Annotated in this window: 23 protein-coding genes; 14 read left to right on the top strand and 9 right to left on the bottom strand. The window is 71.4% G+C overall.

Features of this window, described 5'->3' with window-relative positions; translation table 11 throughout:
• Window position 1 precedes the first annotated feature (1 nt).
• From ACLL9L_RS14135 to ACLL9L_RS14145, 3 genes are all read right to left on the bottom strand, one after another.
• A complete protein-coding gene (locus ACLL9L_RS14135) occupies window positions 2–973 on the bottom strand; it encodes a sucrase ferredoxin (RefSeq protein ID WP_411285296.1) in 972 nt (323 codons plus the stop codon).
• The gene (locus ACLL9L_RS14140; RefSeq protein ID WP_411285297.1) at window positions 970–3,522 is read right to left on the bottom strand and encodes a DNA topoisomerase (ATP-hydrolyzing) subunit A; all 2,553 of its coding nucleotides are present in this window, start codon (window positions 3,520–3,522) and stop codon (window positions 970–972) included. Before ACLL9L_RS14140 ends, ACLL9L_RS14135 begins: the two co-directional genes overlap by 4 nt.
• Before the next feature lie 246 nt (window positions 3,523–3,768).
• On the bottom strand, window positions 3,769–4,425 hold the full coding sequence (locus ACLL9L_RS14145; protein ID WP_411285298.1) for a nitroreductase family protein: 657 nt from the start codon (window positions 4,423–4,425) through the stop codon (window positions 3,769–3,771).
• Between the two features lie 45 nt (window positions 4,426–4,470).
• Between ACLL9L_RS14145 and ACLL9L_RS14150 the strand changes: the two genes are divergently transcribed.
• Window positions 4,471–7,140: a GNAT family N-acetyltransferase gene (locus tag ACLL9L_RS14150; protein ID WP_411285299.1), complete on the top strand. Its 2,670-nt coding sequence runs from the start codon at window positions 4,471–4,473 to the stop codon at window positions 7,138–7,140.
• A gap of 11 nt (window positions 7,141–7,151) precedes the next feature.
• On the opposite strand, the gene ACLL9L_RS14155 is transcribed toward ACLL9L_RS14150, so the two are convergent.
• Complete coding sequence (locus tag ACLL9L_RS14155; protein WP_411285300.1) at window positions 7,152–7,559, bottom strand: DUF2304 domain-containing protein; 408 nt, start codon at window positions 7,557–7,559, stop codon at window positions 7,152–7,154.
• Window positions 7,556–8,308 (bottom strand): glycosyltransferase family 2 protein, encoded by a 753-nt coding sequence (locus ACLL9L_RS14160; RefSeq protein ID WP_411285301.1) that lies wholly within the window; start codon window positions 8,306–8,308, stop codon window positions 7,556–7,558. Before ACLL9L_RS14160 ends, ACLL9L_RS14155 begins: the two co-directional genes overlap by 4 nt.
• 101 nt (window positions 8,309–8,409) lie before the next feature.
• Here ACLL9L_RS14160 and ACLL9L_RS14165 point away from each other — a divergent pair, with 101 nt between their 5' ends.
• From ACLL9L_RS14165 to ACLL9L_RS14175, 3 genes are read left to right on the top strand one after another with little or no spacing between them, the layout of a single operon-like run.
• On the top strand, window positions 8,410–9,027 hold the full coding sequence (locus ACLL9L_RS14165; RefSeq protein ID WP_411285302.1) for a DUF5998 family protein: 618 nt from the start codon (window positions 8,410–8,412) through the stop codon (window positions 9,025–9,027).
• Window positions 9,024–10,169 (top strand): alkaline phosphatase family protein, encoded by a 1,146-nt coding sequence (locus ACLL9L_RS14170; protein ID WP_411285303.1) that lies wholly within the window; start codon window positions 9,024–9,026, stop codon window positions 10,167–10,169. The genes ACLL9L_RS14165 and ACLL9L_RS14170 overlap by 4 nt, the downstream gene beginning before the upstream one ends.
• 12 nt (window positions 10,170–10,181) lie before the next feature.
• Window positions 10,182–10,898, top strand: coding sequence for a thymidine kinase (locus ACLL9L_RS14175; protein ID WP_411285304.1), 717 nt, complete (start codon window positions 10,182–10,184; stop codon window positions 10,896–10,898).
• 62 nt (window positions 10,899–10,960) lie between these two features.
• Here the strand turns inward: ACLL9L_RS14175 and sepH are convergent, their stop codons facing one another.
• Entirely contained in the window at window positions 10,961–12,187 is a 1,227-nt protein-coding gene (gene sepH, locus ACLL9L_RS14180) for a septation protein SepH (protein ID WP_411285305.1), read from the bottom strand.
• Between the two features lie 138 nt (window positions 12,188–12,325).
• On the opposite strand from sepH, the gene ACLL9L_RS14185 reads away from it, so the two are divergent.
• Both ACLL9L_RS14185 and ACLL9L_RS14190 read left to right on the top strand, forming a co-directional pair.
• Window positions 12,326–13,444 carry a ferrochelatase gene (locus ACLL9L_RS14185; RefSeq protein WP_411285306.1) on the top strand — a complete coding sequence of 373 codons (1,119 nt, stop codon included), beginning with the start codon at window positions 12,326–12,328 and terminating at the stop codon, window positions 13,442–13,444.
• Window positions 13,444–14,274 carry an inositol monophosphatase family protein gene (locus ACLL9L_RS14190; RefSeq protein WP_411285307.1) on the top strand — a complete coding sequence of 277 codons (831 nt, stop codon included), beginning with the start codon at window positions 13,444–13,446 and terminating at the stop codon, window positions 14,272–14,274. The genes ACLL9L_RS14185 and ACLL9L_RS14190 overlap by 1 nt, the downstream gene beginning before the upstream one ends.
• A gap of 22 nt (window positions 14,275–14,296) precedes the next feature.
• Here the strand turns inward: ACLL9L_RS14190 and ACLL9L_RS14195 are convergent, their stop codons facing one another.
• Window positions 14,297–14,488 carry a hypothetical protein gene (locus ACLL9L_RS14195; RefSeq protein ID WP_411285308.1) on the bottom strand — a complete coding sequence of 64 codons (192 nt, stop codon included), beginning with the start codon at window positions 14,486–14,488 and terminating at the stop codon, window positions 14,297–14,299.
• 406 nt (window positions 14,489–14,894) lie between these two features.
• Here ACLL9L_RS14195 and ACLL9L_RS14200 point away from each other — a divergent pair, with 406 nt between their 5' ends.
• From ACLL9L_RS14200 to ACLL9L_RS14220, 5 genes are read left to right on the top strand one after another with little or no spacing between them, the layout of a single operon-like run.
• A complete protein-coding gene (locus ACLL9L_RS14200) occupies window positions 14,895–15,194 on the top strand; it encodes a DUF4193 domain-containing protein (protein WP_411285309.1) in 300 nt (99 codons plus the stop codon).
• A 44-nt stretch (window positions 15,195–15,238) separates the two neighbouring features.
• Window positions 15,239–15,739: a dUTP diphosphatase gene (dut, locus tag ACLL9L_RS14205; RefSeq protein ID WP_411285310.1), complete on the top strand. Its 501-nt coding sequence runs from the start codon at window positions 15,239–15,241 to the stop codon at window positions 15,737–15,739.
• Window positions 15,740–15,743: 4 nt separating this feature from the next.
• On the top strand, window positions 15,744–16,631 hold the full coding sequence (locus tag ACLL9L_RS14210) for a DUF3710 domain-containing protein (RefSeq protein ID WP_411285311.1): 888 nt from the start codon (window positions 15,744–15,746) through the stop codon (window positions 16,629–16,631).
• A gap of 21 nt (window positions 16,632–16,652) precedes the next feature.
• Window positions 16,653–17,072 (top strand): OB-fold nucleic acid binding domain-containing protein, encoded by a 420-nt coding sequence (locus tag ACLL9L_RS14215; protein ID WP_411285312.1) that lies wholly within the window; start codon window positions 16,653–16,655, stop codon window positions 17,070–17,072.
• Window positions 17,065–17,844 carry a DUF3159 domain-containing protein gene (locus tag ACLL9L_RS14220; protein ID WP_411285313.1) on the top strand — a complete coding sequence of 260 codons (780 nt, stop codon included), beginning with the start codon at window positions 17,065–17,067 and terminating at the stop codon, window positions 17,842–17,844. Before ACLL9L_RS14215 ends, ACLL9L_RS14220 begins: the two co-directional genes overlap by 8 nt.
• 79 nt (window positions 17,845–17,923) lie before the next feature.
• On the opposite strand, the gene ACLL9L_RS14225 is transcribed toward ACLL9L_RS14220, so the two are convergent.
• Both ACLL9L_RS14225 and ACLL9L_RS14230 read right to left on the bottom strand, forming a co-directional pair.
• Window positions 17,924–18,607 carry a potassium channel family protein gene (locus ACLL9L_RS14225; protein ID WP_411285314.1) on the bottom strand — a complete coding sequence of 228 codons (684 nt, stop codon included), beginning with the start codon at window positions 18,605–18,607 and terminating at the stop codon, window positions 17,924–17,926.
• Between the two features lie 55 nt (window positions 18,608–18,662).
• Window positions 18,663–19,325, bottom strand: a complete 663-nt coding sequence (locus tag ACLL9L_RS14230; protein ID WP_411285315.1) for a potassium channel family protein — start codon at window positions 19,323–19,325, stop codon at window positions 18,663–18,665.
• A gap of 119 nt (window positions 19,326–19,444) precedes the next feature.
• Between ACLL9L_RS14230 and ACLL9L_RS14235 the strand changes: the two genes are divergently transcribed.
• From ACLL9L_RS14235 to acnA, 3 genes are all read left to right on the top strand, one after another.
• Entirely contained in the window at window positions 19,445–21,406 is a 1,962-nt protein-coding gene (locus tag ACLL9L_RS14235) for an APC family permease (protein WP_411285319.1), read from the top strand.
• Window positions 21,403–22,638: a class I SAM-dependent RNA methyltransferase gene (locus ACLL9L_RS14240; protein ID WP_411285316.1), complete on the top strand. Its 1,236-nt coding sequence runs from the start codon at window positions 21,403–21,405 to the stop codon at window positions 22,636–22,638. The genes ACLL9L_RS14235 and ACLL9L_RS14240 overlap by 4 nt, the downstream gene beginning before the upstream one ends.
• Window positions 22,639–22,727: 89 nt before the next feature.
• Window positions 22,728–25,514 carry an aconitate hydratase AcnA gene (acnA, locus tag ACLL9L_RS14245; RefSeq protein WP_411285317.1) on the top strand — a complete coding sequence of 929 codons (2,787 nt, stop codon included), beginning with the start codon at window positions 22,728–22,730 and terminating at the stop codon, window positions 25,512–25,514.
• Window positions 25,515–25,705 lie beyond the last annotated feature (191 nt).

Below are 25,705 nucleotides of genomic sequence, written 5' to 3' on the forward strand. Positions count from 1 at the left end.
CTCAGGTCCGCGCGTCCCCGGATGCGCGGACCGTCGTCGACCACGACCACGACGGCACCGGCGTCTTGCCGCACGACTCCGGCCGCGGGCTGCCTTCGTGGCGCTCGACATCGACGAGCCACGCGCGTCCGTCGCGGTGCGACACCTCGACGACGCCCGGTCCGGCCGGGCGCGCCCCGCGGATCGCGGTCAGGTCGGTCTCGCCGATCGCGGCGCGCACCGCAGACTCCGCGGCCTGCGCACCCGGGCTGAGTCCGCTCGCTCCCCGGTCGTGGCGGGGACCGAGCAACGCGGTCGGGAGGTGGCCGCCGTCGGCTGCGCCGAGGAGGCCACGGGCGACGGGGTCGTCCAGCCTCGCCAGCGTCCGACCCCAGGGCAGCAGGATCCCTGTGGGGGCGTAGCGGTGCCCGCCGGTGTGCGAGCACTCCCACACCCGACCCGGGTATGCCGTGTTGTCACCCGCCGCGACCGGCCGACCACGCACGGCGCAGCAGACGTCGCGACGACCGTTGGTGCAGACCAGCAGGACGGGGTCACTCGGCTCGAGGTGGGGCAGCGACGCGGTGACCGCGTCGAGGTCCCCCCGGGTGAGGGCGTCGAGGTCGAGGCCGAGCAGGTCGTGGGGCCCGTGGACGTCGGCGGCGAGCAGGAACGGCTCGGCGCCGGCCCAGGCGACGTAGCACCGACGCCGAGAGGCCCGGGGGGAGTCGGCATGACCTTCCGGACGACGGATGAGGATGAGCCGTCCGCCGCGCTCGGTGCAGGACCGGTCGAGGGCTCGGCCGAGCTCCGGCGGCAGGTGCGAGTCGGTGGCGGCCTGCCGCCCCCACGGTCCGTTCTGCTCGAGGGCCACCCAGAACGTCGCACCGGCTGCGGTGCCGTAGGCCGACGCTCCAGCAGCCTCGGAGCGGACCGAGCAGGCCTGCGGCAGGCTCGTGGCGTGGCCAGCGGCGCGGGGTGCCTCGGGGGTCATCGTGGCGGCCGCGCCCAGCGGGCGCCGGCGATGCCGTCGATGACGGTGGAGGCCGGGATGCCCGAGCCGTCACGGCGGCCCGTCGGCTCCGGCAGCTCGATCGCGACACCGTTCGCGGCCGAGGCGCGCGCAGGCGAGGAGCCGGCCCAGGACACGACGAGCGTGTCCTCACCCTTGAGGAAACGGTGGCACCGCACGCCGCCGGTGGCACGGCCCTTCGCGGGGTACTCGCCGTACGGGGTGACCTTGAGCGCACCCGGCTCGGTGCCCGGCAGGGCCTGGGACGATCCGCTCGCCGTGACGACGATGGCGCTGCGGGTCGGGTCGAGGGCCCCGAAGAAGGTGACCCGCTCTCCCGCCGCGAGCTTGACACCGACCATCCCGCCCGCGGTCCGCCCCTGGGGCCGGACCGCGCCGGCGGGGAAGTGGAGCAGCTGCGCGTCGCTGGTGATGAACACCAGATCCCAGGTGTCGGAGGGGACTTCGACGCCACCGACGACGAAGTCGCCGTCCTTGAGGGCAATCACCTCCCAGTCGTTCCGGCCGGGGTAGTCGGTCGTCACCCGCTTGACGACCCCCTGGGCGGTGCCGAGCGCCAGCGTCGGGGCGTCGGCCGAGATTGACGCCAGAGTCAGCGGTTCCTCGCCACGATGGAGGTCGACGTATGCCGCGAGCGGCGCCCCGCCCGCCAGCGACGGTGCGTCGTTGGTCGGCGGCAGCGTGGGCAGCTCGAGCGCCGACAGCCGCAGCATCCGGCCGTGGCTCGTGACGAGCCCGACCTCACCGCGGGCGGTCGTGCGGACGGCGCCGACGATCGCGTCGTGCCGCGACCGGGAGCCGTCGTCGTCGGTGGGAGCGTCGCTTGCGGTCCGGGCGAGAAGGCCGGTGGAGGACAGGAGCACCCAGCAGGGGTCGTCGGCCACCTCGAGCGGCATGGCGGACCCGGCTGTGCCGGTGGCCGCGGGGTGCCCGGCGGCGGGGTTGCCGCCATTGGCGGCACTGCCTGCACGGAGGGCACTGAGGGCGTTGGCCGGACCGACGGTGGTGCCGGCCGACTGGAGCAGCACCGTCCGTCGTGGGGTGCCGTGGGCCCTGGCGACGTCCGCGAGCTCGGTGGACACGGTCCTCAGCAGCAGCTTCTCGTCGTCGAGGATGGCCCGCAGCTGCTCGATCTGTTGCTCGAGCTCGGACCTCTCGGTCTCGAGCTCGACCCGCGAGAACCTCGTCAGGCGGCGCAGCTGCAGGTCGAGGATGTAGGTGGCCTGAGCGTCCGACAGGTCGAAGACCTCGATGAGCCGGGCCTTTGCGATGGCGGCGTCGTCGGACGAGCGGATGACCTGGATGACCTCGTCGATGTCGACGATGGCGACGAGCAGGCCCTCGACGAGGTGCAGGCGCTCCTCCCGCTTGCGCAGACGGTGCTTGGTGCGCCGGCGGACGACAGCGGTCCGGAACTCGACGTAGACGGTGAGCAGCTCCTTGAGCCCCAGGGTCCGCGGCTGGCCCTCCACCAGTGCCACCGCGTTGATGTTGAAGGAGTCCTCCATCGGCGTCATCCGGTAGAGCTGCTCGAGGACGGCGTCGGGGTGGAAGCCGCTCTTGATCTCGATGACGAGCTGCAGGCCGTGCCGGCGGTCGGTGAGGTCCTTGACGTCGCTGATGCCCAGCAGCTTCTTGCTCTGGACGAGATCCTTGATCTTCTCGATGACCTTCTCGGGGCCGACGAGGTAGGGCAGCTCGGTCACGACGATGCCCTGACGGCGGGGCGTCACCGACTCGATGCGTGCCGTCGCGCGGGTCCGGAAGGCGCCGCGACCGGTGAGGTAGGCGTCGCGGATGCCGTCCAGACCGACGATCCGGCCCCCACCGGGCAGGTCGGGCCCGGGGACGAACTTCATCAGATCGTCGAGGGAGCAGGAGGGGTGCGAGATGAGGTGGCGCGCCGCCCCGATGACCTCGACGAGGTTGTGTGGCGCCATGTTGGTCGCCATGCCGACGGCGATCCCGCTCGCGCCGTTGACGAGCAGGTTGGGAAAGGCGGCCGGCATGACGCCCGGCTGGACCTGCGTGTCGTCGTAGTTGGGGACGAAGTCGACGGTGTCCTCGTCGAGGCCGGCGACCATGAGCAGCGCGGACGGGGCCATCCGGGCCTCCGTGTAACGGGCCGCGGCCGGGCCGTCGTCGAGGGAGCCGAAGTTGCCGTGACCGTCGATCACCGGCAGTCGCATCGTGAACGACTGAGCCATCCGGACGAGGGCGTCGTAGATCGCGGTGTCGCCGTGCGGGTGGTACTTGCCCATCACCTCACCGACGACGCGCTGGCTCTTGACGTGCGCCCGGTCAGGGCGCAGCCCGAGCTCGCTCATCCCGTAGAGGATCCGCCGCTGGACCGGCTTCAGACCGTCCCGGGCATCGGGCAGCGCCCGGGAGTAGATGACGGAGTAGGAGTACTCGAGGAAGGCGTTGCGCATCTCGTCCTCGACGTCGATGTCGATGATGCGCTCCACCACGTCGTCCGGTGGCGGGGGCGTGCTGCTGCGACGGGCCATCCGAGGGTCTGCTCCTTGCGATCACTGGGGCCGAACGCCCCATCATCGCCCACCCGCTCGAGGCACCCGCATCCGACTCGCCGGTGCGCCGGCCCGCGACGGCCGGGGCATTCCCTGTGGGCACTGCACGTTCGTGCGACATCGCGTCGCGGTATGTGCGTGCGCAGAGCTGCCTCGACGTCAGCCGCGTGAGCGCCAAACCCGACACCGTGTCGCTTCAACGCCCAGCGCGCTCTGCCGATGGTTCTACCCGCGGGGCTCCGAAGCGTCGCCTGTGGCACCGAAGCGTCCCCAGTGGCTGACCTCGGCCACGGTCCGCTTGTGCCGCCGCAGGGACGGGCTCCTGGGACCGCCTCGTCCGGGCACGGCATACCCGAGGGAGATCACGCCGATGATGGTGCGGTCCTTCGGGATGGCGAACCGCTCGTGCACGGCGTCGTGGCTCTCGGGCGCCACCCCGAAGAAGAGCGCGCCGAGGCCGTGGTCCACCGCGGTGAGGAGGATCAGCAGCGAGGCCATGCCCGTGTCGATGTCCCAGTAGGGCACCGGCCAGCGGCTGGCGTCCCGATCGGTCCAGCCCTTGTCCGGGGCGGCGTAGCGCTCGAGGTAGGCCTGCTGGTCGGAGCAGCAGAGGATGAGCACCGGAGCGGCGCTGATCCCCCGCAGCCAGGCGTCCGGCCTCGACCCCTCAGAAGACCTGAACGGCTCGGTGGTCGCCGCCCAGAACCCGGCCCGTTCTGCCTCGGAGCGCAGCACGACGAAGTCCCACCCCTGGCTGAAGCCGGCGCTCGGCGCCCGGACGGCGTGGTCGAGACACGACATCAGGACCTCCGAGGGGACCTCGCGGTCGGGGTCGTAGCGACGGACCATGCGGCGGGAGCGGACGACCTCGGAGAACTCCATGGACGGCGATGCTGCCAGAGGTTTACGCCATGGGAGCATGGGCCCATGCCCCCCGAGCGCGATCGCCTTCCGGGCTACCCCAGCGCCTGGGAGGCCGATGTCGTGCTTCGCGACGGGTCCGTCGCCCACGTGCGGCCGATCACCCCGGGGGACGCCGACCGGCTCCGAGCCTTCCATGCCCGGCAGTCGGAGGAGTCGATCTACCTGCGCTTCTTCGCGCCGTTGCGTGAGCTGAGCGAGCGGGACGTCTTCCGGTTCACCAACGTGGACCACGTCGCCCGGGTCGCCCTGGTGGCCACCGTGCGCGGGGACATCGTCGGCATCGGCCGGTTCGACAAGATCGACGCCGTCAGCGCCGAGGTGGCCTTCAACATCTCCGACCACTTCCAGGGTCGGGGCATCGGCTCGGTGCTGCTCGAGCACCTGGCAATGATCGGGCAGGAGCTCGACGTGGAGCGGTTCGTCGCCGAGGTCCTGCCGCAGAACCGCAAGATGATCAACGTCTTTCGCGAGGCCGGTTACGAGGTCAGCCACCGTTTCGAGGACGGCGTCATCGCCGTCTCCTTCGACATCCGGCCCACCGAGCAGTCGACGGCCGTGCGCCTCGCCCGCGAGCACCGTGCCGAGTCGGTCAGCGTGCGGTCCGTGCTGTTCCCCGGGTCGATCGCCGTCATCGGGGCGAGCCGCCGCGAGAAGTCGATCGGCAACCGCTTCCTGCGCCACATCCTCGACGCGTCCTTCGCCGGACCGGTGTATGCCGTGAACAACGAGGCGCTCGAGGTGCTGGGCCTGCCCACCTACACCAGGGTCACCGAGGTCCCCGGACCCGTCGACCTCGCCGTGGTCGCCGTTCCTGCCGACGCCGTCCTCGACGTCGTGGAGGACTGCGCCGAGAAGGGCGTCCGGACCCTGCTGGTCGCCACGGCCGGGTTCGCCGAGAGCGGGACCGCGGGCACCGAGCTGCAGGACGAGCTGCGCCGCAGGGCCCGACAGAACGGCCTGCGTGTCATCGGGCCCAACTCCTTCGGGGTCATCAACACCAGCCCGGAGGCGCAGCTCAACGCCTCCCTCGCCCCGGAGATGCCCCGCGCCGGCACGCTCGGCCTCTTCGCCCAGAGCGGCGCGCTCGGCATCGCCGTCCTGGCCTCGGCGGCCCGGCGCGGGCTCGGGGTATCGGTCTTCGCCTCGGCCGGCAACCGGGTCGACGTGTCGGGCAACGACCTCATGCAGTACTGGATCGACGACCCGCAGACGGACGTCGTCGGGCTCTACCTCGAGTCGATGGGCAACCCCCGCAAGTTCTCCCGGATCGCTCGACACCTCGCCCAGTCCAAGCCCGTGATCGTCGTCTCGTCGGGCGTCTCGTCCTACGGCGCGCCCCCCGGCCATCGCACCCGACCGACGAACGTGCCCCCCGAGGCGTTCGACGCGATGCTCCGGCAGGCGGGGGTCATCCGGGTCGAGAACATCCACCAGCTCTTCGACGTGGCCCAGCTCGTGCTGCACCAGCCGCTCCCACAGGGCCAGCGGGTCGCCATCGTCGGCAACTCCGGCGCGCTCGGAACCCTCACCGCGCAGGCCGCGGTGAGCTGGGGCCTGGAGGTGACGCACGGACCGGTGTCGCTGCCGAGTGCCGCGGAGGCGGGCGAGTTCTCGAAGGCCCTGCGGACAGCCTTCGAGGATCCCGAGGTCGACAGCGTCCTCACCTGCTTCATCCCCCCGCTCGAGACCCTCGACGAGGAGGTCATCGCGGCCGTCCGTGACGTCTCGAGCGAGGCGTCGAAGCCTTGTCTCGCAACGTTCCTCGGAATGCACGGCGTGAGTGAGGCGCTCGCGCTCGGCAGCCCGGACGACCTGCGACGACGCATCGTCCCGGCCTACGGCATGCCCGAGGACGCCGTCCGCGCCCTCACCGCCGCGACCCGCTACAGCCAGTGGCGCGCCCGTGACCGGGGCCAGCCCGTCGCCCCCGTGGGCATCGACCGGGAGCGGGCCGCGGCCCTCGTCGCGGCCGTCCTCGAGGGGGCCCCCGACGGCCGCGCGCTCACCCGTGGCGAGGTCACCGAGCTGCTCGCCGCCTACGGCATCCGCCTCTGGGCGGCGCGCCAGGTCGACACCGCCGACGAGGCGGTCGCCGCCGCGGACGAGCTCGGCTATCCCGTCATCCTCAAGACGATGTCGCCGGTCCTGCGCCACCAACCCGGCATCACCGGCGTCCGGGCCGACCTCGAGGGGCCCGACGCGGTGCACGCCGCCGTGGACTCGCTCCGGTCGCGGCTCGGGCCCATCGCCAACGGGGAGCTCGTCGTCCAGAGAATGGCCCCCCCCGGTGTGATCTGTGTCCTGTCCAGCGCCGATGACCCGCTCTTCGGGCCGGTGGTGAGCTTTTCGGTGGCCGGCCCCCCGACCGAGCTGCTCGGCGACGTCGCGCACCGCATCCCGCCCCTGACCGACGTCGACGTCTCGGACCTCATCTCCTCGGTCCGTGCTGCGCCCCTGCTGCACGGCCACCGCGGGGCCATGCCGGTCAACCGGGCGGCCCTCTGCGACCTCGTGGCCCGGCTGTCGTGCCTCGCCGACGACCTCCCCGAGGTCGACCGCGTGCAGCTCAACCCCGTGAACGCCTGGTCCGGGGGAGTCGACACCCTGGACGCGGAGGTCGCGGTCCACCCGGCCCGCACCCGCCAGGACGCGGACCGGCGTGCCATGACCTGAACCCGGCCTCGTCAGCCTCGGGGGTCCTCGCGGCGGCCCGGCTCGTCGCCCGTCCGTGCCGCGTCCCGGATCTGTTGCTGCAGCTCGAGCCGGAGCAGGGCCACCTCCTCGGCCACCGTGCGGGAGGACTCCTCGAGGGCCGAGATCTCGATGCTGAGCTGGATGCAGACGGTCAGCAGGACCAGCGACGCGAGGATGAAGACCAGGTTGATCGGGGTCGTCACACCCAGGACCGAGGACAGCCACGTGGTGATCGAGGGGACGAAGCCGAGGATGACGACGCCGAGGATGACCGCGAACCAGATGACGGAGTACTTCTCGCGCAGGCGCTGGGTCCGCAGCAGCAGGAAGAGGGCGACGAGCAGGAAGACACAGATCACCAGCGCGAAGGGGTATCCGCTCACCGAGAGGATGCTCACGCGCCGAGCCCCTCGTAGCGGCGTTCGGCCGGGCGGGGCGGGCGGGGTCTCGTGAGGGCGAGCGCGAGCGCCATCACCGCCCGGCCGAGGAAGAGCGCGGACCGGAGCGGGTTGTGTGACGGCGCGCCGCCGGCCCGGGGACGCATGTGCACCCCCACCTCCCGGATGAGCAGACGCGACCGTGCGGCGACGACGAGCGACTCGACGGTGTCACCGAGGTATTCCGCGGGATAGGTCTGGGCGAAGAGGTCGATCGCCCGGGCGTCACAGGCCTTGAAGCCCGAGGTGGTGTCGGTCAGCCGCGTGTGGGCGATGCGCGAGATCACCGCGGAGAGCAGCTTCATGGCCCACCGGCGCGGGCCGCGCACGGTGTAGGCGCCCTCGCCGGCGACGCGCGCGCCGATGGCGATGTTGGCCCCGGCGTCGAGCAGGGCCAGCAGGGCCGGGACGTCCTCGGGGTTGTGCTGGCCGTCGGCGTCGATCTGGACGGCCACGGCATACCCGTTGCGGCTGGCGTAGCGGAAGCCGGTGCGCATCGCCGCCCCGACGCCGAGGTTGATCGGGAGGTGGGCGACGAGCACCCCGGTCTCCTCGGCCACCCGCGCCGTGCCGTCAACGGAGCCGTCGTCGACGACGAGGACGGCGATGCCGGGAAGGGCGTGCCGGATCTCGGCGATGACGGCCGGGAGGGTCTCCTCCTCGTTCCACGCGGGAACGATGACGAGCACACGGTCGGGACGGTCAGGCACACTCCTGAGGCTATCCGGTGGTGGGCATCACGGGTCGCACCTCCGGCTCCGCGCAGCGAGCCCGGGGCGCGGGGTCGCCCCCGTGGTGCAAGGATGACGCCATGAAGGCTTCCCGTGACGCGCGTCCCAGCAGCACGCTGCCCGCCGTCCTGATGGCAGCGATCGAGCGGGCCGGCTACTATCCGGCCCTCGTCGCCGACGTCGTCGAGGCGGCACTCGGCGACGACGTCGTCGTGTCCCATCTGGTCCACCAGGAGACGACCTTCGACCTCGACGCCGTGCGCCGGCACGTGACGGTGCTGGCGACGACGCCGACCAAGCTCGTCATCGCGCACGCCGACGACCACGACGAGCACGAGCCCGGGCGGGCCGTCGCGACGGCGACGAGCGAGACGGTGCCCCTCACGGCAGTGCGTGGGGTGATGCTCGCGCACGTCATCGCCGCGCCGGATGCCTACGTGCGCGGGTCCCTGGGTCGCGAGCTGACCCTCACCCTCGGCTGGGGAGCCGTGAGCCGGCTCGACCTCGTCCCGGCGACCTGTGGCGACCCCGAGTGCGAGGCCGACCACGGCTTCGAGGGCACCATCGCCTCGGACGACATCTCGCTGCGGATCAGCGCCGACGCCGACGGCGACGACGCGCTCACCAACGCCCTCCACTTCGCCCGGACCCTCTCGTCCTCGATCGGTGGTGGTGGAGGGGCGGGTCCCGCGCAGTGAGCCTCGCGGGACTGCAGGCCCCGCCCTACGACGGGGGGACCCTCGCGTCGGTCCTCCCGGCGGTGGCGGCCAGTCTCGGCTCGACCCGGTATGCGGGGGAGCACCCTTTCGACCTCCACGACGCCCGGCGAGCAGTCGTCGTCCTCGTTGACGGGCTGGGCTACGAGCTGCTGCGTCAGCGCAGTGGTCACGCGCCGTTCCTGCGCTCGCACCTGCCGGCGGCGCGCCGGATCGAGTGCGGCTTCCCGACGACGACGGCGACGTCGATGGGCAGCTTCGGGACCGGACTCCCGCCGGGGGCCCACGGGCTCGTCGGCTACGAGGTGCTCGTCCCGGGGGAGGACCGACTCCTCAACGAGCTGTCGTGGGAGAACGGGCCCGACCCGTTCCGGTGGCAGCCCTCACGCACGGTCTTCGAGGAGGTCCAGGCCGAGGGGATCGACGTCACCCGGGTCGGCCCCGGGTACTTCGACGGGTCAGGGCTGACCAACGCCGCGCTGCGCGGCGGGCGCTTCTCCGCGGGGCGCGAGCTCGACGCCCGGGTCGAGGCGACACTGTGCGCCGTGCGGGCCACGCCGCGCGCCCTCGTCTACCTCTACTGGGGCGACCTGGACAAGATCGGCCACACCTTCGGGTGCGCGTCGTGGGAGTGGGGCAACGAGCTCGAGTCGATCGACCGGGCCCTGGGGGTGCTGGCCGAACGGGTCCCGTCGGACACGGCCGTGTACGTCACGGCCGACCACGGCATGGTCGACGCCCCGCACGCGCTCCGGATCGACCTCGCCCACGACCCCGAGCTGGTCGCCGGGGTGCGACACGTCGGGGGCGAGCCGCGCTCCCTGCAGCTCTACTGCGAGGACGGAGCCGCCGCGGATGTCCTCGAGACGTGGGAGCAGCGGATGGGGACTAGGGCCTGGGTGGCCTCGCGCGATGAGGTCATCGAGGCGGGCTGGTTCGGGGCCGTGCGCCCCGAGGTGCTCCCCCGCATCGGCGACGTCCTCGCCCTGATGAGGGACAACTTCGCGGTCGTCCACTCCGGTCGGACCCGACCCGAGATCCTTGCCCTGCGAGGGCTGCACGGGTCGGTCACTGCCGACGAGCGGGCGATCCCGTTCGTGCGCATCTCGCCCCGGAACGCCTGAGAGTGCCGGGTCGTGGCTGAGCTCGTCTTCTTCTCCGGGACCATGGACTGCGGCAAGTCCACCCTGGCCCTCCAGATGGACCACAACCACAGCGTCCGTGGTCGGGCCGGGTTGATCTTCACCAAGCTCGACCGGGCCGGCGACTCCGTCCTCTCATCGCGCCTCGGCCTCTCGACGGGTGCGCGCGAGGTCTCGGACGACGTCGACTTCTGGGAGGTCGTGGTGGGGTTCGCGACGAGCGGTCACCGCATCGACTACCTCATCTGCGACGAGGCCCAGTTCTACACGCCCCCACAGGTGGAACAGCTCGCCCGGATCGTCGACGAGATGGCCGTCGACGTGTTCGCCTTCGGCATCACCTCGGACTTCCGGGCCCAGCTGTTCCCCGGCTCCCAGCGGTTCATCGAGCTCGCCGACCGGGTGCAGGTCCTGCAGGTCGAGGCACTCTGCTGGTGCGGCAACAAGGCCACCCACAACGCCCGTGTCGTCGACGGCGTCATGGTCGTCGAGGGCGAGCAGGTACTCGTGGGGGACACCGCCCCCACGGAGCACGGGGTGATGGACGACGAGGGCTGTGGGGCAGGGGAGCACGCCGTGGAGTACGAGGTCCTCTGCCGTCGCCACTACATGCGCCGGATGACGTCCCAAGCGGCCCGGTCGGCCGCCGTCTCCGCGGACGTGCTGCCCTTCGACCTCGACGTCTGCGCGGTCCCCCCGGTGGCCGGCTGACGCCGGCCGCATCGACGGCCGGTCAGCGGTAGGGGTCAGTGGCGGGCAGCGGCGTCGGGATGTCAGTCGCGGCGGGCACCGAACATGATGTCGTCCCACGAGGGAACCGAGGCACGGCTGCCCTTGCGGGTTGGCGCGGTCGTGTCCGCAGCAGCCGGGTCCGGCTCGCCACCCGGGGCGACCTCGCCTGCCGGTGAATCCGGTGCCGGGTCCGGCTCGCCACCCGGGGCGACCTCGCCTGCCGGTGACTCCGGTGCCCTGACCGCCTCCGTCGTTGCCACCTCTGCCGGGGCCGCCTCCGCAGGCACGACCTGCGACGGCGACGGCGCAGCCCCTGGCTCCGCCGTCGACTCTGCCGCGGCCTCTGCGGCGGCGACCTCGGGGTCGTCGTCCGGGTGCACGTGGGCCGGGGGCGGAGGTTCCTCGGTGGCCGGGTCATAGGAGAAGTCCTCGAGGGGGAGGGCGTCGTCCGGCGGGTGTCCCCCCCCGGGCAGATCTGTGGGGGCGGCCTTGCGACGGCCGCCCGAACGTCGCCCGCGCACGGTCGTGCGCTCGCGCATCGCCGTCATGAGGTCGACCGGCTCGGTCGTGGCCCGGGGGCGCGCGGGTGGCGAGGAGGCGGTCACCCCACCCTCCGCCTCGACGTCGTAGACCGTCGTGGCACGGGCGGAGCCCACCGGTCCACCGGGGAGTGGCCCGCTGCCGGACGGCTCGTCCTCGCTCAGCCAGCGGGCCTCGTCATCGGCAGCGTCGACGGTGCGCGAGGCGAGGTCGAACGCCCAGCAGGCCTGCCGCTGGCGGCCGCCTGCAGCGAAGGTCAGGACGACCGTCCACCGTCCGCCGTCGTCGGACCGCCAGGCGTCCCAGACGCTGGTCTCGGGCTCGACACCACGCTCGCGCATCCGCTGGGCCACCCGTCCGGTCAGCGTGGGGGCGGTCCCGCTGCCCGGGCCACCACGGGCCCGGACGCGCACCTGGCGCGCGAGCTCGGCAACGTGAACGCGCTCGGCCAGGATGGGGCCCTCGTACTTGTGCACCTTCTCGACCGTCCAGCCCGAGCGCTCCGCCACCTCCTCCGCGCTGGCCCCGGCCCGGACCATGGCCTGCACGTCACGCGGTCGCAGGCCGCCGTCCATCTCGATCTGGAGCTGGCCGAGGCGCGGGCGATCGCGCCGTGCCGCCGCACGCAGCGCGTCATCGAGCGGGAGGCTGAAGCGCTCGCCGTCGGGCCCGGCGAGCAGCAGGTGCATCCCGTCCTCGTGCACGCCGATGAGTCGAAGGTCCTGCATCACACACTCCTCGGTCGCCCGTCTACTCACCCGACTCTGCCATGCGGGGTCGCAGCCGGGGAAGCGGCCACGCCGGGCGCCACCCCGGCAGGTACCGTTTGTGCACCCCAACCCCTGCCGAGCCGGAGACCACCCCCCATGACCCAGACCCCGAGTCCCGCGACCGCGAGCGACCTCCTGGCGCCCTACGACGGCATACTCCTGCTGTCCTTCGGTGGGCCCGAGGCGCCCGACGAGGTCCTGCCGTTCCTGCGCCGCGTCACCGCCGGCCGTGGCATCCCCGACGAGCGCCTCGAGGCGGTCGGCGAGCACTACCACCTCTTCGGCGGGCGCAGCCCGATCAACGACCAGAACCGCGCGCTCATCGCCGCCCTCGAGGCCGAGCTGAAGGCCCGCGAGATCGGCCTGCCCGTGCTCTGGGCCAACCGCAACACCCCACCCTTCCTCATCGACACGTTGCGAGAGGCCGACGAGCGGGGCCTGCACCGTCTCGTCGTGCTGACCACCAGCGCCTACTCGTGCTACTCCTCCTGCCGCCAGTACCGCGAGAACCTCGCCGAGGCCGTGGGGGTCGCGCGCGAGGAGGGCCTGGTCATCGAGATCGACAAGATCGGCCCGTATGCCGGGCGGCCGGCCTTCGTCGGCCCCAACTCGCGCCTCGTCGTCGACGCGCTGCGCCCCCTCGCGGACGTGCCGGACGAGCAGCTCGCCCTCCTCTTCGTCACCCACTCGATCCCGGACACGATGGACGAGACGTCCGGTCCCGGCCACGGCGAGGGCCGGCTCTACCAGGAACAGCACCACGACCTCGCCCACGCAGCCACCGCCCACGTCCGCGACGTCCTGGGCCGCGAGCTGGCGACCGAGGTCGTCTACTGCTCCCGCTCCGGCCCGCCGACCCAGCCGTGGCTCGAGCCAGACGTCAACGACCGGCTGCGTGAGCTCGCCGCGAAGGGCCGGACCACCGTCGTCGTCGCGCCCATCGGGTTCGTCTCCGACCACATGGAGGTCGTCTACGACCTCGACACCGAGGCGATGGAGACGGCGAAGGAGCTGGGACTGACCCTCGTGCGGGTCCCCACGGTCGGCACCGACGACGAGTTCGTCTCCGGCATGGTCGATCTCGTGGTGGAGCGGGCCAGCGAGGCCCGCGGCGAGATGGTGCCGTCCGGTCCGGGTGTGCGGCCGTCGGTCTGCGAGCCGGGCTGCTGCCCCAACCTGCGCACGGCTCTCCCGGCCCTCTGCGGGAGCGACTGATGGAATCGTCCGTCGCCCTCGACCTCGCGCAGCTGGAACGGCTGGCGGTCGAGGTGGCCGTCGAGGCCGGCCGTCTCATCACCGACGACCGCCCGGCCGATGTCTCTGCCGCGGCGACGAAGTCGTCCCCGACCGATGTCGTGACGATCATGGACACCCGCGCCGAGGAGCTGATCCGGGCCAGGCTGCTGGCAGCCCGGCCGGACGACAGCATCCTCGGCGAGGAGGGTGACGACCACGTCGGCGGCTCCGCGATCACATGGGTGGTCGACCCCATCGACGGCACCGTCAACTACCTCTACGAGATCCCCGCGTATGCCGTCTCGATCGCCGCGGTGACGGGTGACCCGCGGGTGGCGGGGGAGTGGACGGTGCTGGCCGCCGCCGTGGGCGACCCCTGCCGCGGCCGCGTCTACCACGCACGGCTGGGCGGCGGCGCCCACCTGTCGGGGACCGACGGCCAGGTCGTGTCGCGGCTGGCAGTCGGTGGCGTCCCCGAGCTCGGGGGAGCGCTGGTCGGGACCGGCTTCGGCTACACCGAGCAGAAGCGCCGCTCCCAGGGGGAGCTGCTCCTCGAGGTGATCCCCCACGTGCGCGACATCCGGCGGATCGGCAGCGCCGCCCTCGACCTGTGCATGGTCGCGGCGGGCCAGCTCGACGGGTTCTACGAGGTCGGCCTCAACCCGTGGGACCTGGCGGGCGGGTGGCTCGTCGTCACCGAGGCCGGCGGCATCGTGACGGGACCCCGGGGTGGGGCGCCGTCGGCGGCGCTCACCCTGGCCGGGAACGTCGCCGTGCACGCCGCGCTCGCCGCCATCGTCGACCGGTGACCGTGCCTGTCCCCGAACGGCCTCAGGCGGCGTCGCTCCCGAAGCTGTCCAGCTCGGGCAGCCGCAGGTCGTGCTCGGAGGCGAGCCGGGCGATCGACTCGAGCTCGCCGGTGTGGACGTCGACGGAGTAGTCGTCGTCGGCGAGGCGAGCCTCCTGGAGGGCTGCGAGGGCTTGCCGGGCGCGCTCTCGGAGTTGGGTCTGGAACTCGGTCATCGTGCACCTCCTGCTCATCGGGGCGCCACCTTGTGGGTCGGACGGGGGTGACGACGTCCGCAGACCATACGGGTTTTCCCTCCCCGGGTGACGGGACGATCCTGCCCGGACCCGGCACCGGGCGGGTGAACAGGGGCCGAAGAACAGGCTCTGACCTGCGCCGGGGCCGCTCACCGTCGCGGGGGTCAGCGAGGACCAGAGCGGCCGGTGGGGAGGAGAAAACCGGCCGAGGGGTGGGACGGGGGTGACCTTCTGCCGTTTGTGCGGCACAATCCGCCGCGCAGGGCAACCACACGGGCTGGATCGGGCACAAACGGACCGGCGCCCGCGTTACACCGGGACAACACCTCCCGGCGCACCATCACCCCACCCAGCATGACCGATCCTCAGGAGAGCGACACCACCCATGGCGACTGACTACGACGCGCCACGCAAGACCGACGACGACCTCTCGGAGGACTCCCTCGAGGAGCTGAAGGCCCGGCGCGCGGACAAGTCCTCCTCGAGCGTCGACGTCGACGAGACCGACCAGGCCGAGGGCTTCGAGCTGCCCGGTGCAGACCTCTCTGGTGAGGAGCTGTCCGTCCGGGTCCTGCCCCGACAGGCTGACGAGTTCACCTGCTCGCAGTGCTTCCTCGTGCACCACCGCAGCCAGCTGGCCAAGGAGGCCGGCGGCCTCATGGTCTGCCGGGACTGCGCGGCTTGATGCCTCAGGGCGCTGCTGACATCACGGGGTCGGTCCACGAACGTGTGACCGGCCCTCGTGCCGTCCGAGTGCAGCTGCACCGGCTGGACCCCGACCTGCCGGTGCCGTCCTATGCCCACGCGGGGGATGCCGGCGCCGACCTCTGTGCGCGCGTCGACGTGACGCTCGCGCCCGGTCAGCGGTCGCTGGTCCCGACGGGCGTGGCCATCGCCCTCCCGGAGGGCTACGCTGCCTTCACCCATCCCCGTTCGGGGCTTGCCACGCATCATGGGATCAGCATCGTCAATGCACCCGGGACGATCGACGCCGGCTATCGCGGTGAGATCCTCGTCAACCTCGTCAACCTCGACCCCCACGAGGGCTTCACGGTGCGGCGCGGGGACCGGATCGCGCAGCTCGTGGTGCAGGAGGTCCTGAGGGCAGACTTCGTCGACGCCGATTCGCTCCCGGACAGTGTCCGGGGGGAGACTGGCCACGGTGCCAGCGGCGGTTTCGGTCCGAAGGGGTCAGCCGCCGAACCGAACACAGATCAGACGAGGGGCTAGGACGTTGGGAATCTTCCGCCGAGGACGCAAGGGCGACGGCACACTCGACGAGGCCCCCGTCACGACGGGCGCCCCGCCCGGGACCGATGTGGCTGCCGACGCCGAGGGCTCCGTCGACGGCGTCGTCGGTGACGTGGACGCCGGTGGCGAGCACGCGGACGGAGAGCCGGTCGACACCACGGACGGTGACGACGCCGTCGAGGAGCACTTCAGCCGGGTGCGCGGGCCGTTCGACAGCTCCGAGGCCGCCCAGGACGAGGCGGGCAACCGCCTCGACCTCGGGTCGATCCAGCTGGTGCCCGTCGACGGGATGCAGCTGCGCCTCGAGCTGGACGAGACCCAGGAGAACGTCCTCGGGGCGCACGCCCTCATCGGGGAGTCCGGAGTCCAGCTCCAGGCCTTCGCCGCCCCCCGGACGATGGGTCTCTGGCAGGACATCCGCACCGAGATCGCCGAGAGCATCGTCAGTCAGGGCGGCACGGCGGATGAGGTCCGCGGGCCGTTGGGACGGGAGCTCATCGCCCGCATGCCGTCTCGCGGGGCCGACGGGCGCACGGTGTTCCAACCGGTCCGCTTCCTCGGCGTCGACGGGCCGCGCTGGTTCCTGAGGGCCGTGATCAGTGGGAAGGCCGCTCTCGAGGAGGTGGCAGCAGAGCCGCTCGTCGAGCTGGTCCGCAGCGTGGTCGTCATGCGCGGTGACGACGCCAGGCCCCCGCGCGAGATCCTGACGTTGAAGCTGCCGGCCGACATACAGCAGGACGAGCCCGCGGCCGCGGGGGCTGAGGCGGTGCCCGGCGACGACGTGGGGCTCGGCGACGACGGGCCGCAGGGCCACAGCGCGTCAGACCTCAAGCCGTTCGAGCGCGGCCCCGAGATCACCGAAGTGCGTTGAGCGGGAGCTGAGGAGAGCCGGATGAGCACCGACAAGAGCGTTCGCGACCGTGAGCAGGGGGTTGCCAAGACGGGTAGGGGGGTCTTCGGCAGGTTGGCCGACCGGCTCACCCGCTCGGCCCACGAGCTGGAGGACCGCGAGCTGCGAGCCGACTCCCAGCGCGTCGGGGCGACGCCGATCGTCGAGCTCGCCAACCGTCAGCGGGCGGACGTGTGTGGTTCCGTGCGGTCGGTCACCCTGCGGCCGCGCGTCGACGTGCCCGCCCTGGTTGTCGAGATCTACGACGGCAGCCGGCCGCTGCACCTCGTGTGGCTCGGTCGACGGGAGATTGCCGGCATCGCGCCGGGAGTGCAGCTGCGGGCCAACGGCCGGGTGTCCTACTACCGGGGGATCCCGACGATCTTCAACCCGTTCTACGAGATCGTCCCCAAGAATGGCTGACCCGGTGGCCGGGCCCGCCAGGCCGGCGGCGCCCGTCTTCGTCACGGTCGAGGAGCTGCTGCGGGCACGGTTGTCCAGCGCGATCGGCGGCTGGCGCGGCGCCCTCGAGTCTGCCCTGCCGACGATCGCGTTCGTCATCGTCTGGACCCTGCGCCAGGACGTGCGCTCGGCGGTCCTCGCCGCAGGCGTGGCCCTCGTGGCCCTGGGCGCACTTCGGGTGGCGCGTCACGAGACGCTGCGCTTCCTCGGCTATGCCGCGGTGGGTGTCGCCGTGGCGGCCTTCTTCGCCCTGCGCTCCGGCAAGGCCGAGGACGCCTTCCTCCCCGGGATGATCCAGACGGGGGCCTTCGGGTTGGCGATGCTCGTCGCCAACCTCGTGCGGTGGCCGCTCTTCGGGTTCCTCATCGCGGCCGGCGATCCCGAGCTCGTCGAGGCCTCCAACCGGCTCAAGGAGGGCGGGCGCAAGAACGCCCCTCAGGACGAGGACTCGTTGGCCCGCGCCGCCGACGACGAGGCTGCCCTCAAGGAGGCGTTCACCGGTTGGCGTCGTCATCGCGGGATCGTGGCCGTCGCGAGCCGGCTGGGGTGGGTCATCATCGCCCTCGACGCCATCCGCCTGCTGATCATGGTGCCCCTCTACCTCGCCGGCCAGGTCGCTGCCCTCGGGGTCGCCAAGATCGCCCTCGGGTGGCCCGCCTACCTCCTGGCCGTGTTCGTGATGGGCCTGCTGCTGCTGCGGGGCCATACCCCGCTGGACGAGCCCCGCCTCTAGCTCACCGGCTGGCCGCTGGCTTGCCAACTGCCGCAATGAGCCAGACATGTCTGGCCAGTTGCGGGCGGGAGGACGCGGGTCAGTCGCCGACGCGGGGGACCCGGTGGCCCGGGGACAGCATCTCCTCGAGGGAGTCCTCGCTCTCGGGCGTCGTGATGAACAGCAGCTCGTCGTGGGCCTCGACGGCGTCGTCACGGCTGGGCGCGATCGGCCGGTCGTCGCGGATGATACCGACCAGCACGGTGTCGTCAGGCCACACGATCTCACCGATCCGCTTGCCGATGTAGGGGCTCTGGGCGGGCATCGTCAGCTCCACCATCGAGGCCTTCGCCTGCTGGAACTGGAAGATCCGCACGAGGTCGCCGACGCTGACCGCCTCTTCGACGAGCGCGGTCATCAGGCGCGGCGTGGACACCGCGACGTCGACGCCCCAGGACTCGTCGAACATCCATTCGTTCTTGGGGTTGTTGACCCGCGCCACCGTCCGGGGCACACCGAACTCGGTCTTGGAGAGCAGGGAGACGACGAGGTTGGCCTTGTCGTCACCGGTCGCGGCCACGACGACGTCGCACTCCTGGACCCTGGCCTCCTCGAGGACGGTGATCTCGCAGGCGTCCGCGAGCAACCACGCGGCCTCGGGCACGCGGGAGGCCTGCACGTCGTCGGCGTCCTTGTCGATGAGCAGCACCTGGTGGCCGTTGTGCAGGAGCTCACGGGCGATCGAGCGGCCGACGCTTCCGGCACCGGCGATGACGACGCGCATGGGGACCCTCCTGGGTCAGGCTGGGTGGAGACGGGTGGGGCGGGCGGGGACCTCGTCAGTGGACGGGCGGCGGCTGGTCGAAGGTCTTCTCGATCCGGGCGAGGTCGTCCGTGGCGGCGGCGACGGACACGTGGTCGCCGTCCTGGAAGACGGTGTCGGCGCCCGGGATCATCCCGTCGCCCAGCCGGGTGATGAAGGCGACCCGGGCGGCGGTGGCGGCCTCGATCTCGCTGATCCGCCGACCGATCCACCCCCGGTTCAGGGGTACCTCGGCCACGACGACCCGACCACTCGGGTCGGTCAGGGCCGGGACGGATCCCTGGGGCAGGAGCCGCTGGATCATCTGGTCGGCCGTCCAGCGGACGGTCGCCACGGTGGGGATGCCGAGACGCTCGTAGACCATCGCGCGGCCGGGGTCGTAGATCCGGGCCGCGACGTGCTCGACGCCGAAGGTCTCCCGCGCGACGCGTGCGGCGAGGATGTTGGAGTTGTCGCCACTGGAGACGGCCGCGAAGGCGTAGGCATCGGTGATGCGCGCCGCCTTGAGCGTGTCCCGGTCGAAGCCGAGGCCCGTGACGGTCATCCCCTCGAACGAGCTGCCGAGCCTGCGGAACGACGCCGGCTCGACGTCGATCACCGCGACGTCGTGACCGCGGTTGCTCAGACTCTTGGCCAGGGTCGACCCGACTCGGCCGCAGCCCATGATGACGAAGTGCACGCCACGAGACGCTACACGGGTGCGGGGGACTTGTGCACGCGTAGCCCTTTCGCGCGGCATACAGTGTGCGCGTGCCAAGTTCCGGTCGTGTGCTCAAGCGCCTCCTCGTCGGTCGAGCCATGCGCAGCGACCGGCTCGGGGAGACCCTCCTGCCCAAGCGCCTCGCGCTGCCGATCTTCGCCAGCGACGCCCTCTCGTCGGTGGCGTACGCACCGGACGAGATCATGCTCATGCTCGGCCTGGCCGGTGGCGCCTTCGTCACCACCCACTCGTGGCAGATCGCCGTCGGCGTCGTCTTCGTCATGCTCGTCGTCGTGGCGTCCTACCGGCAGAACGTCCACGCCTACCCGTCCGGCGGCGGCGACTACGAGGTCGCGACGGTCAACCTCGGGCCGCGGGCCGGACTGACCGTGGCCAGTGCCCTGCTCGTTGACTACGTGCTCACCGTAGCCGTCTCGATCTCCTCCGGTGTGCAGAACGCCGCGACGGCGCTGCCCGGCCTGCGCGGCAACGAGGTCACGGTCGCCATCGTCCTCGTGGGGATCCTCGCGGCGATGAACCTCCGGGGGGTCCGCGAGTCCGGCAAGGCCTTCGCCGTGCCGGTCTACGCGTTCATGGTCGGCATCATCGGGATGGGGCTCTACGGCTTCGCGCAGGCAGCCACGGGCAACCTCGGCCAGGCCGAGAGCGCGAAGTACACCCTGATCCCCGAGGCCGGGCACGAGGAGGTCGTCGGCATCGCTGCCGCGTTCCTGCTGCTGCGCGCGTTCTCCTCGGGCTGCGCGGCACTCACCGGTGTCGAGGCGATCTCCAACGGCGTCCCCGCCTTCGCCCAGCCCAAGAGCAAGAACGCCGCGACGACGCTGCTGCTCATGGGAGTCCTGTCGATCACCATGCTCTCCTCGATCATCGGGCTCGGTCGGTTCACGGGCATCCAGATCGCCGACGACCCGGCCCGCCAGCTGACCCTGGGCGGCCAGCCGGTCGGGGACGCCTACGTCCAGGACACCGTCCTCGGCCAGCTCGCCAAGGCGGTCTTCGGTGGCTTCTCGGTGGGGATCGTCTTCGTCTCGATCGTCACCGGGCTCATCCTCATCCTCGCGGCCAACACCGCCTTCAACGGCTTCCCGGTCCTCGGCTCGATCCTCGCCAAGGACGGCTACCTCCCGCGCCAGCTGCACACCCGCGGCGACCGGCTCGCGTTCTCCAACGGCATCCTGATCCTCGCCGCCGCCGCAGCGCTGCTCATCGTCGCCTACCAGGCCAAGGTCACCGCGCTGATCCAGCTCTACATCGTCGGGGTGTTCGTCTCCTTCACCCTGAGCCAGACCGGAATGATCCGGCACTGGAACCGGCACCTGCTCACCGAGCACGACCCCCGGGTCCGCGCCCGGATGATGCGCTCACGGGCCATCAACGCCCTCGGTGCCTTCATGTCCGGCACCGTCCTCGTCGTTGTCCTGATCACCAAGTTCATGGAAGGGGCGCGCTACGCCATCCTCGCCATGGCCATCCTGTTCGTGATGATGCTCGGCATCAAGCGCCACTACGAGCGCGTGCACCAGGAGCTCGCCCTCGACGACGACGACTCCCAGCTCCTGCCGAGCCGGGTGCACGCGATCGTCCTGCTCTCCAAGCTGCACAAGCCGGCGATGCGGGCCCTGGCCTATGCGCGAGCCACCCGGCCCACCTTCCTTGAGGCGATCACCGTCGAGGTCGATCCGGAGGACACCCTCGCCCTGCGCCAGGAGTGGACCCGCCGCGAGATCCCGGTGCCCCTCAAGGTGCTCTCCTCGCCCTACCGGGAGATCACCCGGCCGATCATCGACTACGTGCGCTCGCTGCGCAGCGGCAACCCGCGCGACGTCGTCGTCGTCTATATCCCGGAATACGTCCTAGGGCGCTGGTACGAGCAGATCCTGCACAACCAGAGCGCCCTGCGCCTCAAGGCCCGACTGCTCTTCACGCCGGGCGTCATGGTCGCCAGCGTCCCGTGGCAGCTGCGCTCGTCGGAGGGGCAAGACGACGACGACTTCTTCGAGGGCCCCTCGGTCGGCTCGGTCCGGCGCGGCCCCTCATGAGCGAGGACCAGGCCGCGACAACGGAACTCGTGGGCGTGGAGTGGGTCGTCGACGTCGGCAACATCGCCCACGGCGGTCACTGCGTCGCCCGCCACGACGGGCGGGTCATCTTCGTGCGGCACGCCCTCCCGGGTGAGCGGGTGCGCGTGCGGGTCACCGAGGGCCGCGCCACCGACCGCTTCCTGCGCGGCGACGCCGTGGAGGTCCTCACGGCCGCTCCGCAACGGGTCACGGCCCCCTGCCGGTATGCCGGGCCGGGAGCCTGCGGCGGCTGCGACTTCCAGCACGTCGCCCTCTCCCACCAGCGGGCGCTCAAGGCCGTGGTGGTCCGCGAGCAGTTCCAGCGCCTGGCTGGGCTGGACGTCGACGTCGAGGTGGAGGCCGTCCCCGGTGACGCCGACGGGCTGCGCTGGCGCACCCGGGTCGAGCTCGCCGTCGACGGGGGTGGACGGCCCGGACTGCGACGGCACCGGTCGCACGACATCATCGCGATCGACGACTGCCTCATTGCCGCCGAACGCGTCGTCGACTCGGGCGTCCTCGACACGGTCTGGACGGGCTGCCGGGCGGTCGACGTCGTCGCCGCCGACCACCCGCGGGACGCGGTCGTCGTCCCGGTCCCCGAGAAGCGCGTCCCCCGCGTCGGCCAGCGCGTCGAGACGAGCACGTGGTCGGGGACCTTCGAGCTCAGCGCGCGCGGCTTCTGGCAGGTCCACCCGGGTGCGGCCCGCACCTACGTCGAGCACGTCCTGGCCGAGCTGGCACCGCAGCCGGGGGAGCGGGCACTCGACCTGTATGCCGGGGTCGGTCTCTTCGCCCTCGCCCTCGCCGACGCGGTGGGGCCGCAGGGCGCCGTACTGGCCGTCGAGGGGGACCACCGGGCCGTCGACGACGGGGTGGCCAACGCGGCCGAGCACCCGCAGGTCGAGTTCCGGGTCGGCCGCGTCGACCAGGCGCTGCACCGGCTCCTTCGCCAGGGGATCTCGGCCGACGTCGTCGTCCTCGACCCGCCCCGCACCGGTGCGGGCAGGGCCGTCGCCGCCGATCTCACCGCGCTGTCGGCCCGGGCGATCGCCTACGTCGCGTGCGACCCCGCCGCGCTGGCGAGGGACACGGCATACCTGTTGAAGGGGGGCTACCGGCTGCGGTCACTGCGAGCCTTCGACGCCTTCCCGATGACCCACCACGTCGAGTGCATCGCCGTCTTCGAGCCGGTCCGGTCCGGGGGCTGACACGGCGACGGGAAGTAGGTATATTATCTTGACGTCAAGATAGTTCGCGATGAAGGGAGCCCGGCGTGGCTACAGGTGGCACAGGATCGGTGGACAGCTTCACAGCCAGGGGTGAGCTCGGGGTCGGGGACCGGAGCTACGAGATCTATCGCCTGGCCGCGGTCGAGGGCAGCGCCAACCTGCCCTACAGCCTCAAGGTCCTGCTCGAGAACCTCCTGCGCACGGAGGACGGCGTGAACATCACCGCCGACCACATCCGCGCGCTGGCCGGCTGGGACGAGGACGCCGAGCCCGATACGGAGATCCAGTTCACGCCGGCGCGCGTGCTCATGCAGGACTTCACCGGCGTGCCCTGCGTCGTCGACCTCGCCACGATGCGTGAGGCGGTCGCCGACCTCGGCGGCGACGCGAGGAAGATCAACCCCCTCTCGCCGGCCGAGATGGTCATCGACCACTCCGTCATCATCGACGTCTTCGGCCGCGCCGACGCGTTCGAGCGCAACGTCGAGATCGAGTACCAGCGCAACCGCGAGCGCTACCAGTTCCTGCGCTGGGGCCAGACCGCGTTCGACGACTTCAAGGTCGTCCCCCCCGGCACCGGCATCGTCCACCAGGTCAACATCGAGCACCTCGCCCGCACCGTCATGACGAAGGAGACGGGAGCCACCGTGCTCGCCTACCCGGACTCGTGCGTCGGCACCGACTCGCACACGACGATGGTCAACGGCCTCGGTGTCCTGGGCTGGGGTGTCGGCGGCATCGAGGCCGAGGCGGCCATGCTCGGCCAGCCCGTGTCGATGCTCATCCCGCGCGTCGTCGGCTTCAAGCTGAGCGGCTCGATCCCCGCTGGTGCCACCGCGACCGACGTCGTCCTGACCATCACCGAGATGCTCCGCAAGCACGGCGTCGTCGGCAAGTTCGTCGAGTTCTACGGCGAGGGCGTGGCCGCGGTGCCGCTGGCCAACCGGGCGACGATCGGCAACATGAGCCCGGAGTTCGGGTCGACGTGCGCGATCTTCCCCATCGACGACGTCACGCTCGATTACCTCCGTCTCACCGGTCGCTCCGACGAGTCGGTGGCGCTCGTCGAGGCCTACGCCAAGGAACAGGGCATGTGGCACGACGCCGCGACCGAGCCCCGATTCTCCGAGCGTCTCGGGCTCGACCTGTCGACCGTCGTCCCCTCCATCGCCGGGCCGAAGCGTCCCCAGGACCGGATCGCCCTCACCGACGCCAAGGAGGCCTTCCGCAAGGTGTTGCCGACCTACGTCTCGCACCACGAGGGCAATGCCGGCTCGGCGTCGAGCTTCCCGGCCAGCGACCCGACGGTGGGTGGCAGCACGGACGGCGCCAACGGCGGCGACAAGCCGGCCGACGAGGGCGACGGTGACAGCCGCCCCTCGCGCCGGGTCAGCGTCACCACGGCCGAGGGCGCGAGCTTCGAGATCGACCACGGCATCGTCTCGATCGCCTCGATCACAAGCTGCACCAACACCTCCAACCCGTCGGTGATGATGGCCGCGGCGCTGCTGGCGAAAAACGCGGTCGAGCGCGGGCTGACGGTGGCGCCCTGGGTCAAGACGTCGATGGCCCCCGGGTCCAAGGTCGTCTCGGACTACTACGAGAAGGCCGGCATGTGGCCCTACCTCGAGAAGCTCGGGTTCTATCTCGTCGGCTACGGCTGCACGACGTGCATCGGCAACTCGGGCCCCCTGGACGAGGCCATCTCGAGCGCGGTCCAGGACAATGACCTCGCCGTCGTCTCGGTGCTCTCGGGCAACCGCAACTTCGAGGGCCGGATCAACCCCGACGTCAAGATGAACTACCTCGCATCGCCGCCGCTCGTCATCGCCTACGCCCTCGCGGGGACGATGGACTTCGACTTCGAGACCGAGCCGCTGGGTCAGGACCCGGACGGGAAGGACGTCTTCCTCACGCAGATCTGGCCGGCGCCGCAGGACGTCGAGGAGACCATCGCGCGCTCGATCAGCCAGGAGATGTTCACCAAGGACTACGCGGACGTGTTCGCCGGCGACGAGCGCTGGCAGTCGCTGCCGACTCCGGAGGGCGAGACCTTCGAGTGGGACCCCGACTCGACCTATGTCCGCAAGCCCCCGTACTTCGACGGCATGAGCATGGAGACGTCACCCGTCGCCGACATCGAGGGCGCCCGCGTCCTGGCCAGGCTCGGCGACTCGGTGACGACGGACCACATCAGCCCGGCCGGCTCGATCAAGGCCGACAGCCCGGCGGGGACCTACCTCGCCGAGCACGGGGTGGACCGCAAGGACTTCAACTCCTACGGCTCGCGTCGTGGCAACCACGAGGTGATGATCCGCGGCACCTTCGCCAACATCCGGCTGCGGAACCTCCTGCTCGATGGCGTCGAGGGCGGTTTCACCCGTTGCTTCATCGCCAGTGGCTCCGACGCCAGTGCCGTCGCTGCCGGTGAGCAGACGACGATCTACGACGCCTCGGCCGCCTACCAGGCGGTGGGCGTCCCGCTCGTCATCCTCGCCGGCAAGGAGTACGGCTCGGGCTCCTCACGCGACTGGGCCGCCAAGGGCACCCGGCTGCTCGGCGTCAAGGCCGTGATCGCCGAGAGCTACGAGCGGATCCACAGGTCGAATCTGCTGATGATGGGAATTCTTCCGCTCCAGTTCGCCGCCGGCGAAACCCCCGAGACGCTCGGGCTGACCGGTCGCGAGGAGTTCTCGATCGAAGGCGTCGAGAACGGAGACGCACGCCAGGTCACGGTGCGCGCCGACGACAAGACCTTCGCCGCCCGCGTGCGCCTCGACACGCCGCGGGAGCGCGAGTACCTCCGACACGGCGGGATCCTCCCGTACGTGTTGCGGCGGCTGCTCGCGTCCTGACTTTTTACGACTTGCGATTGACATTTCGTCGGACGCGGCTACTCTGGCCGGCGCACGCAGCGCTCTGCCCTCACCGGCCCGTAGCGCGCATGTACTGGGGAGGGGAGAGAAGGGGCGCCTTGGGCGCCCCTTCTCGTTTATCGTGGCGCGACCGGGGTGCCCGACGACGGGCTGAGATCACACCCGTAGAA

It is taken from the genome of Lapillicoccus sp., from assembly GCF_046595215.1.
GTDB lineage: Bacteria > Actinomycetota > Actinomycetes > Actinomycetales > Dermatophilaceae > Lapillicoccus.

Bases quoted from the DNA above. Each gene is read 5' to 3' on its own strand.
- ACLL9L_RS14240 (WP_411285316.1), top strand. From the start codon at position 21,403: ATGAGCGAGGACCAGGCCGCGACAACGGAACTCGTGGGCGTGGAGTGG.
- ACLL9L_RS14215 (WP_411285312.1), top strand. From the start codon at position 16,653: ATGAGCACCGACAAGAGCGTTCGCGACCGTGAGCAGGGGGTTGCCAAG.
- ACLL9L_RS14135 (WP_411285296.1), bottom strand. From the start codon at position 973: ATGACCCCCGAGGCACCCCGCGCCGCTGGCCACGCCACGAGCCTGCCG.
- ACLL9L_RS14185 (WP_411285306.1), top strand. From the start codon at position 12,326: ATGACCCAGACCCCGAGTCCCGCGACCGCGAGCGACCTCCTGGCGCCC.
- ACLL9L_RS14220 (WP_411285313.1), top strand. From the start codon at position 17,065: ATGGCTGACCCGGTGGCCGGGCCCGCCAGGCCGGCGGCGCCCGTCTTC.
- ACLL9L_RS14145 (WP_411285298.1), bottom strand. From the start codon at position 4,425: ATGGAGTTCTCCGAGGTCGTCCGCTCCCGCCGCATGGTCCGTCGCTAC.
- ACLL9L_RS14225 (WP_411285314.1), bottom strand. From the start codon at position 18,607: ATGCGCGTCGTCATCGCCGGTGCCGGAAGCGTCGGCCGCTCGATCGCC.
- ACLL9L_RS14150 (WP_411285299.1), top strand. From the start codon at position 4,471: ATGCCCCCCGAGCGCGATCGCCTTCCGGGCTACCCCAGCGCCTGGGAG.
- ACLL9L_RS14165 (WP_411285302.1), top strand. From the start codon at position 8,410: ATGAAGGCTTCCCGTGACGCGCGTCCCAGCAGCACGCTGCCCGCCGTC.
- sepH (WP_411285305.1), bottom strand. From the start codon at position 12,187: ATGCAGGACCTTCGACTCATCGGCGTGCACGAGGACGGGATGCACCTG.
- ACLL9L_RS14200 (WP_411285309.1), top strand. From the start codon at position 14,895: ATGGCGACTGACTACGACGCGCCACGCAAGACCGACGACGACCTCTCG.
- ACLL9L_RS14235 (WP_411285319.1), top strand. From the start codon at position 19,445: ATGCGCAGCGACCGGCTCGGGGAGACCCTCCTGCCCAAGCGCCTCGCG.
- ACLL9L_RS14195 (WP_411285308.1), bottom strand. From the start codon at position 14,488: ATGACCGAGTTCCAGACCCAACTCCGAGAGCGCGCCCGGCAAGCCCTC.
- ACLL9L_RS14190 (WP_411285307.1), top strand. From the start codon at position 13,444: ATGGAATCGTCCGTCGCCCTCGACCTCGCGCAGCTGGAACGGCTGGCG.
- ACLL9L_RS14140 (WP_411285297.1), bottom strand. From the start codon at position 3,522: ATGGCCCGTCGCAGCAGCACGCCCCCGCCACCGGACGACGTGGTGGAG.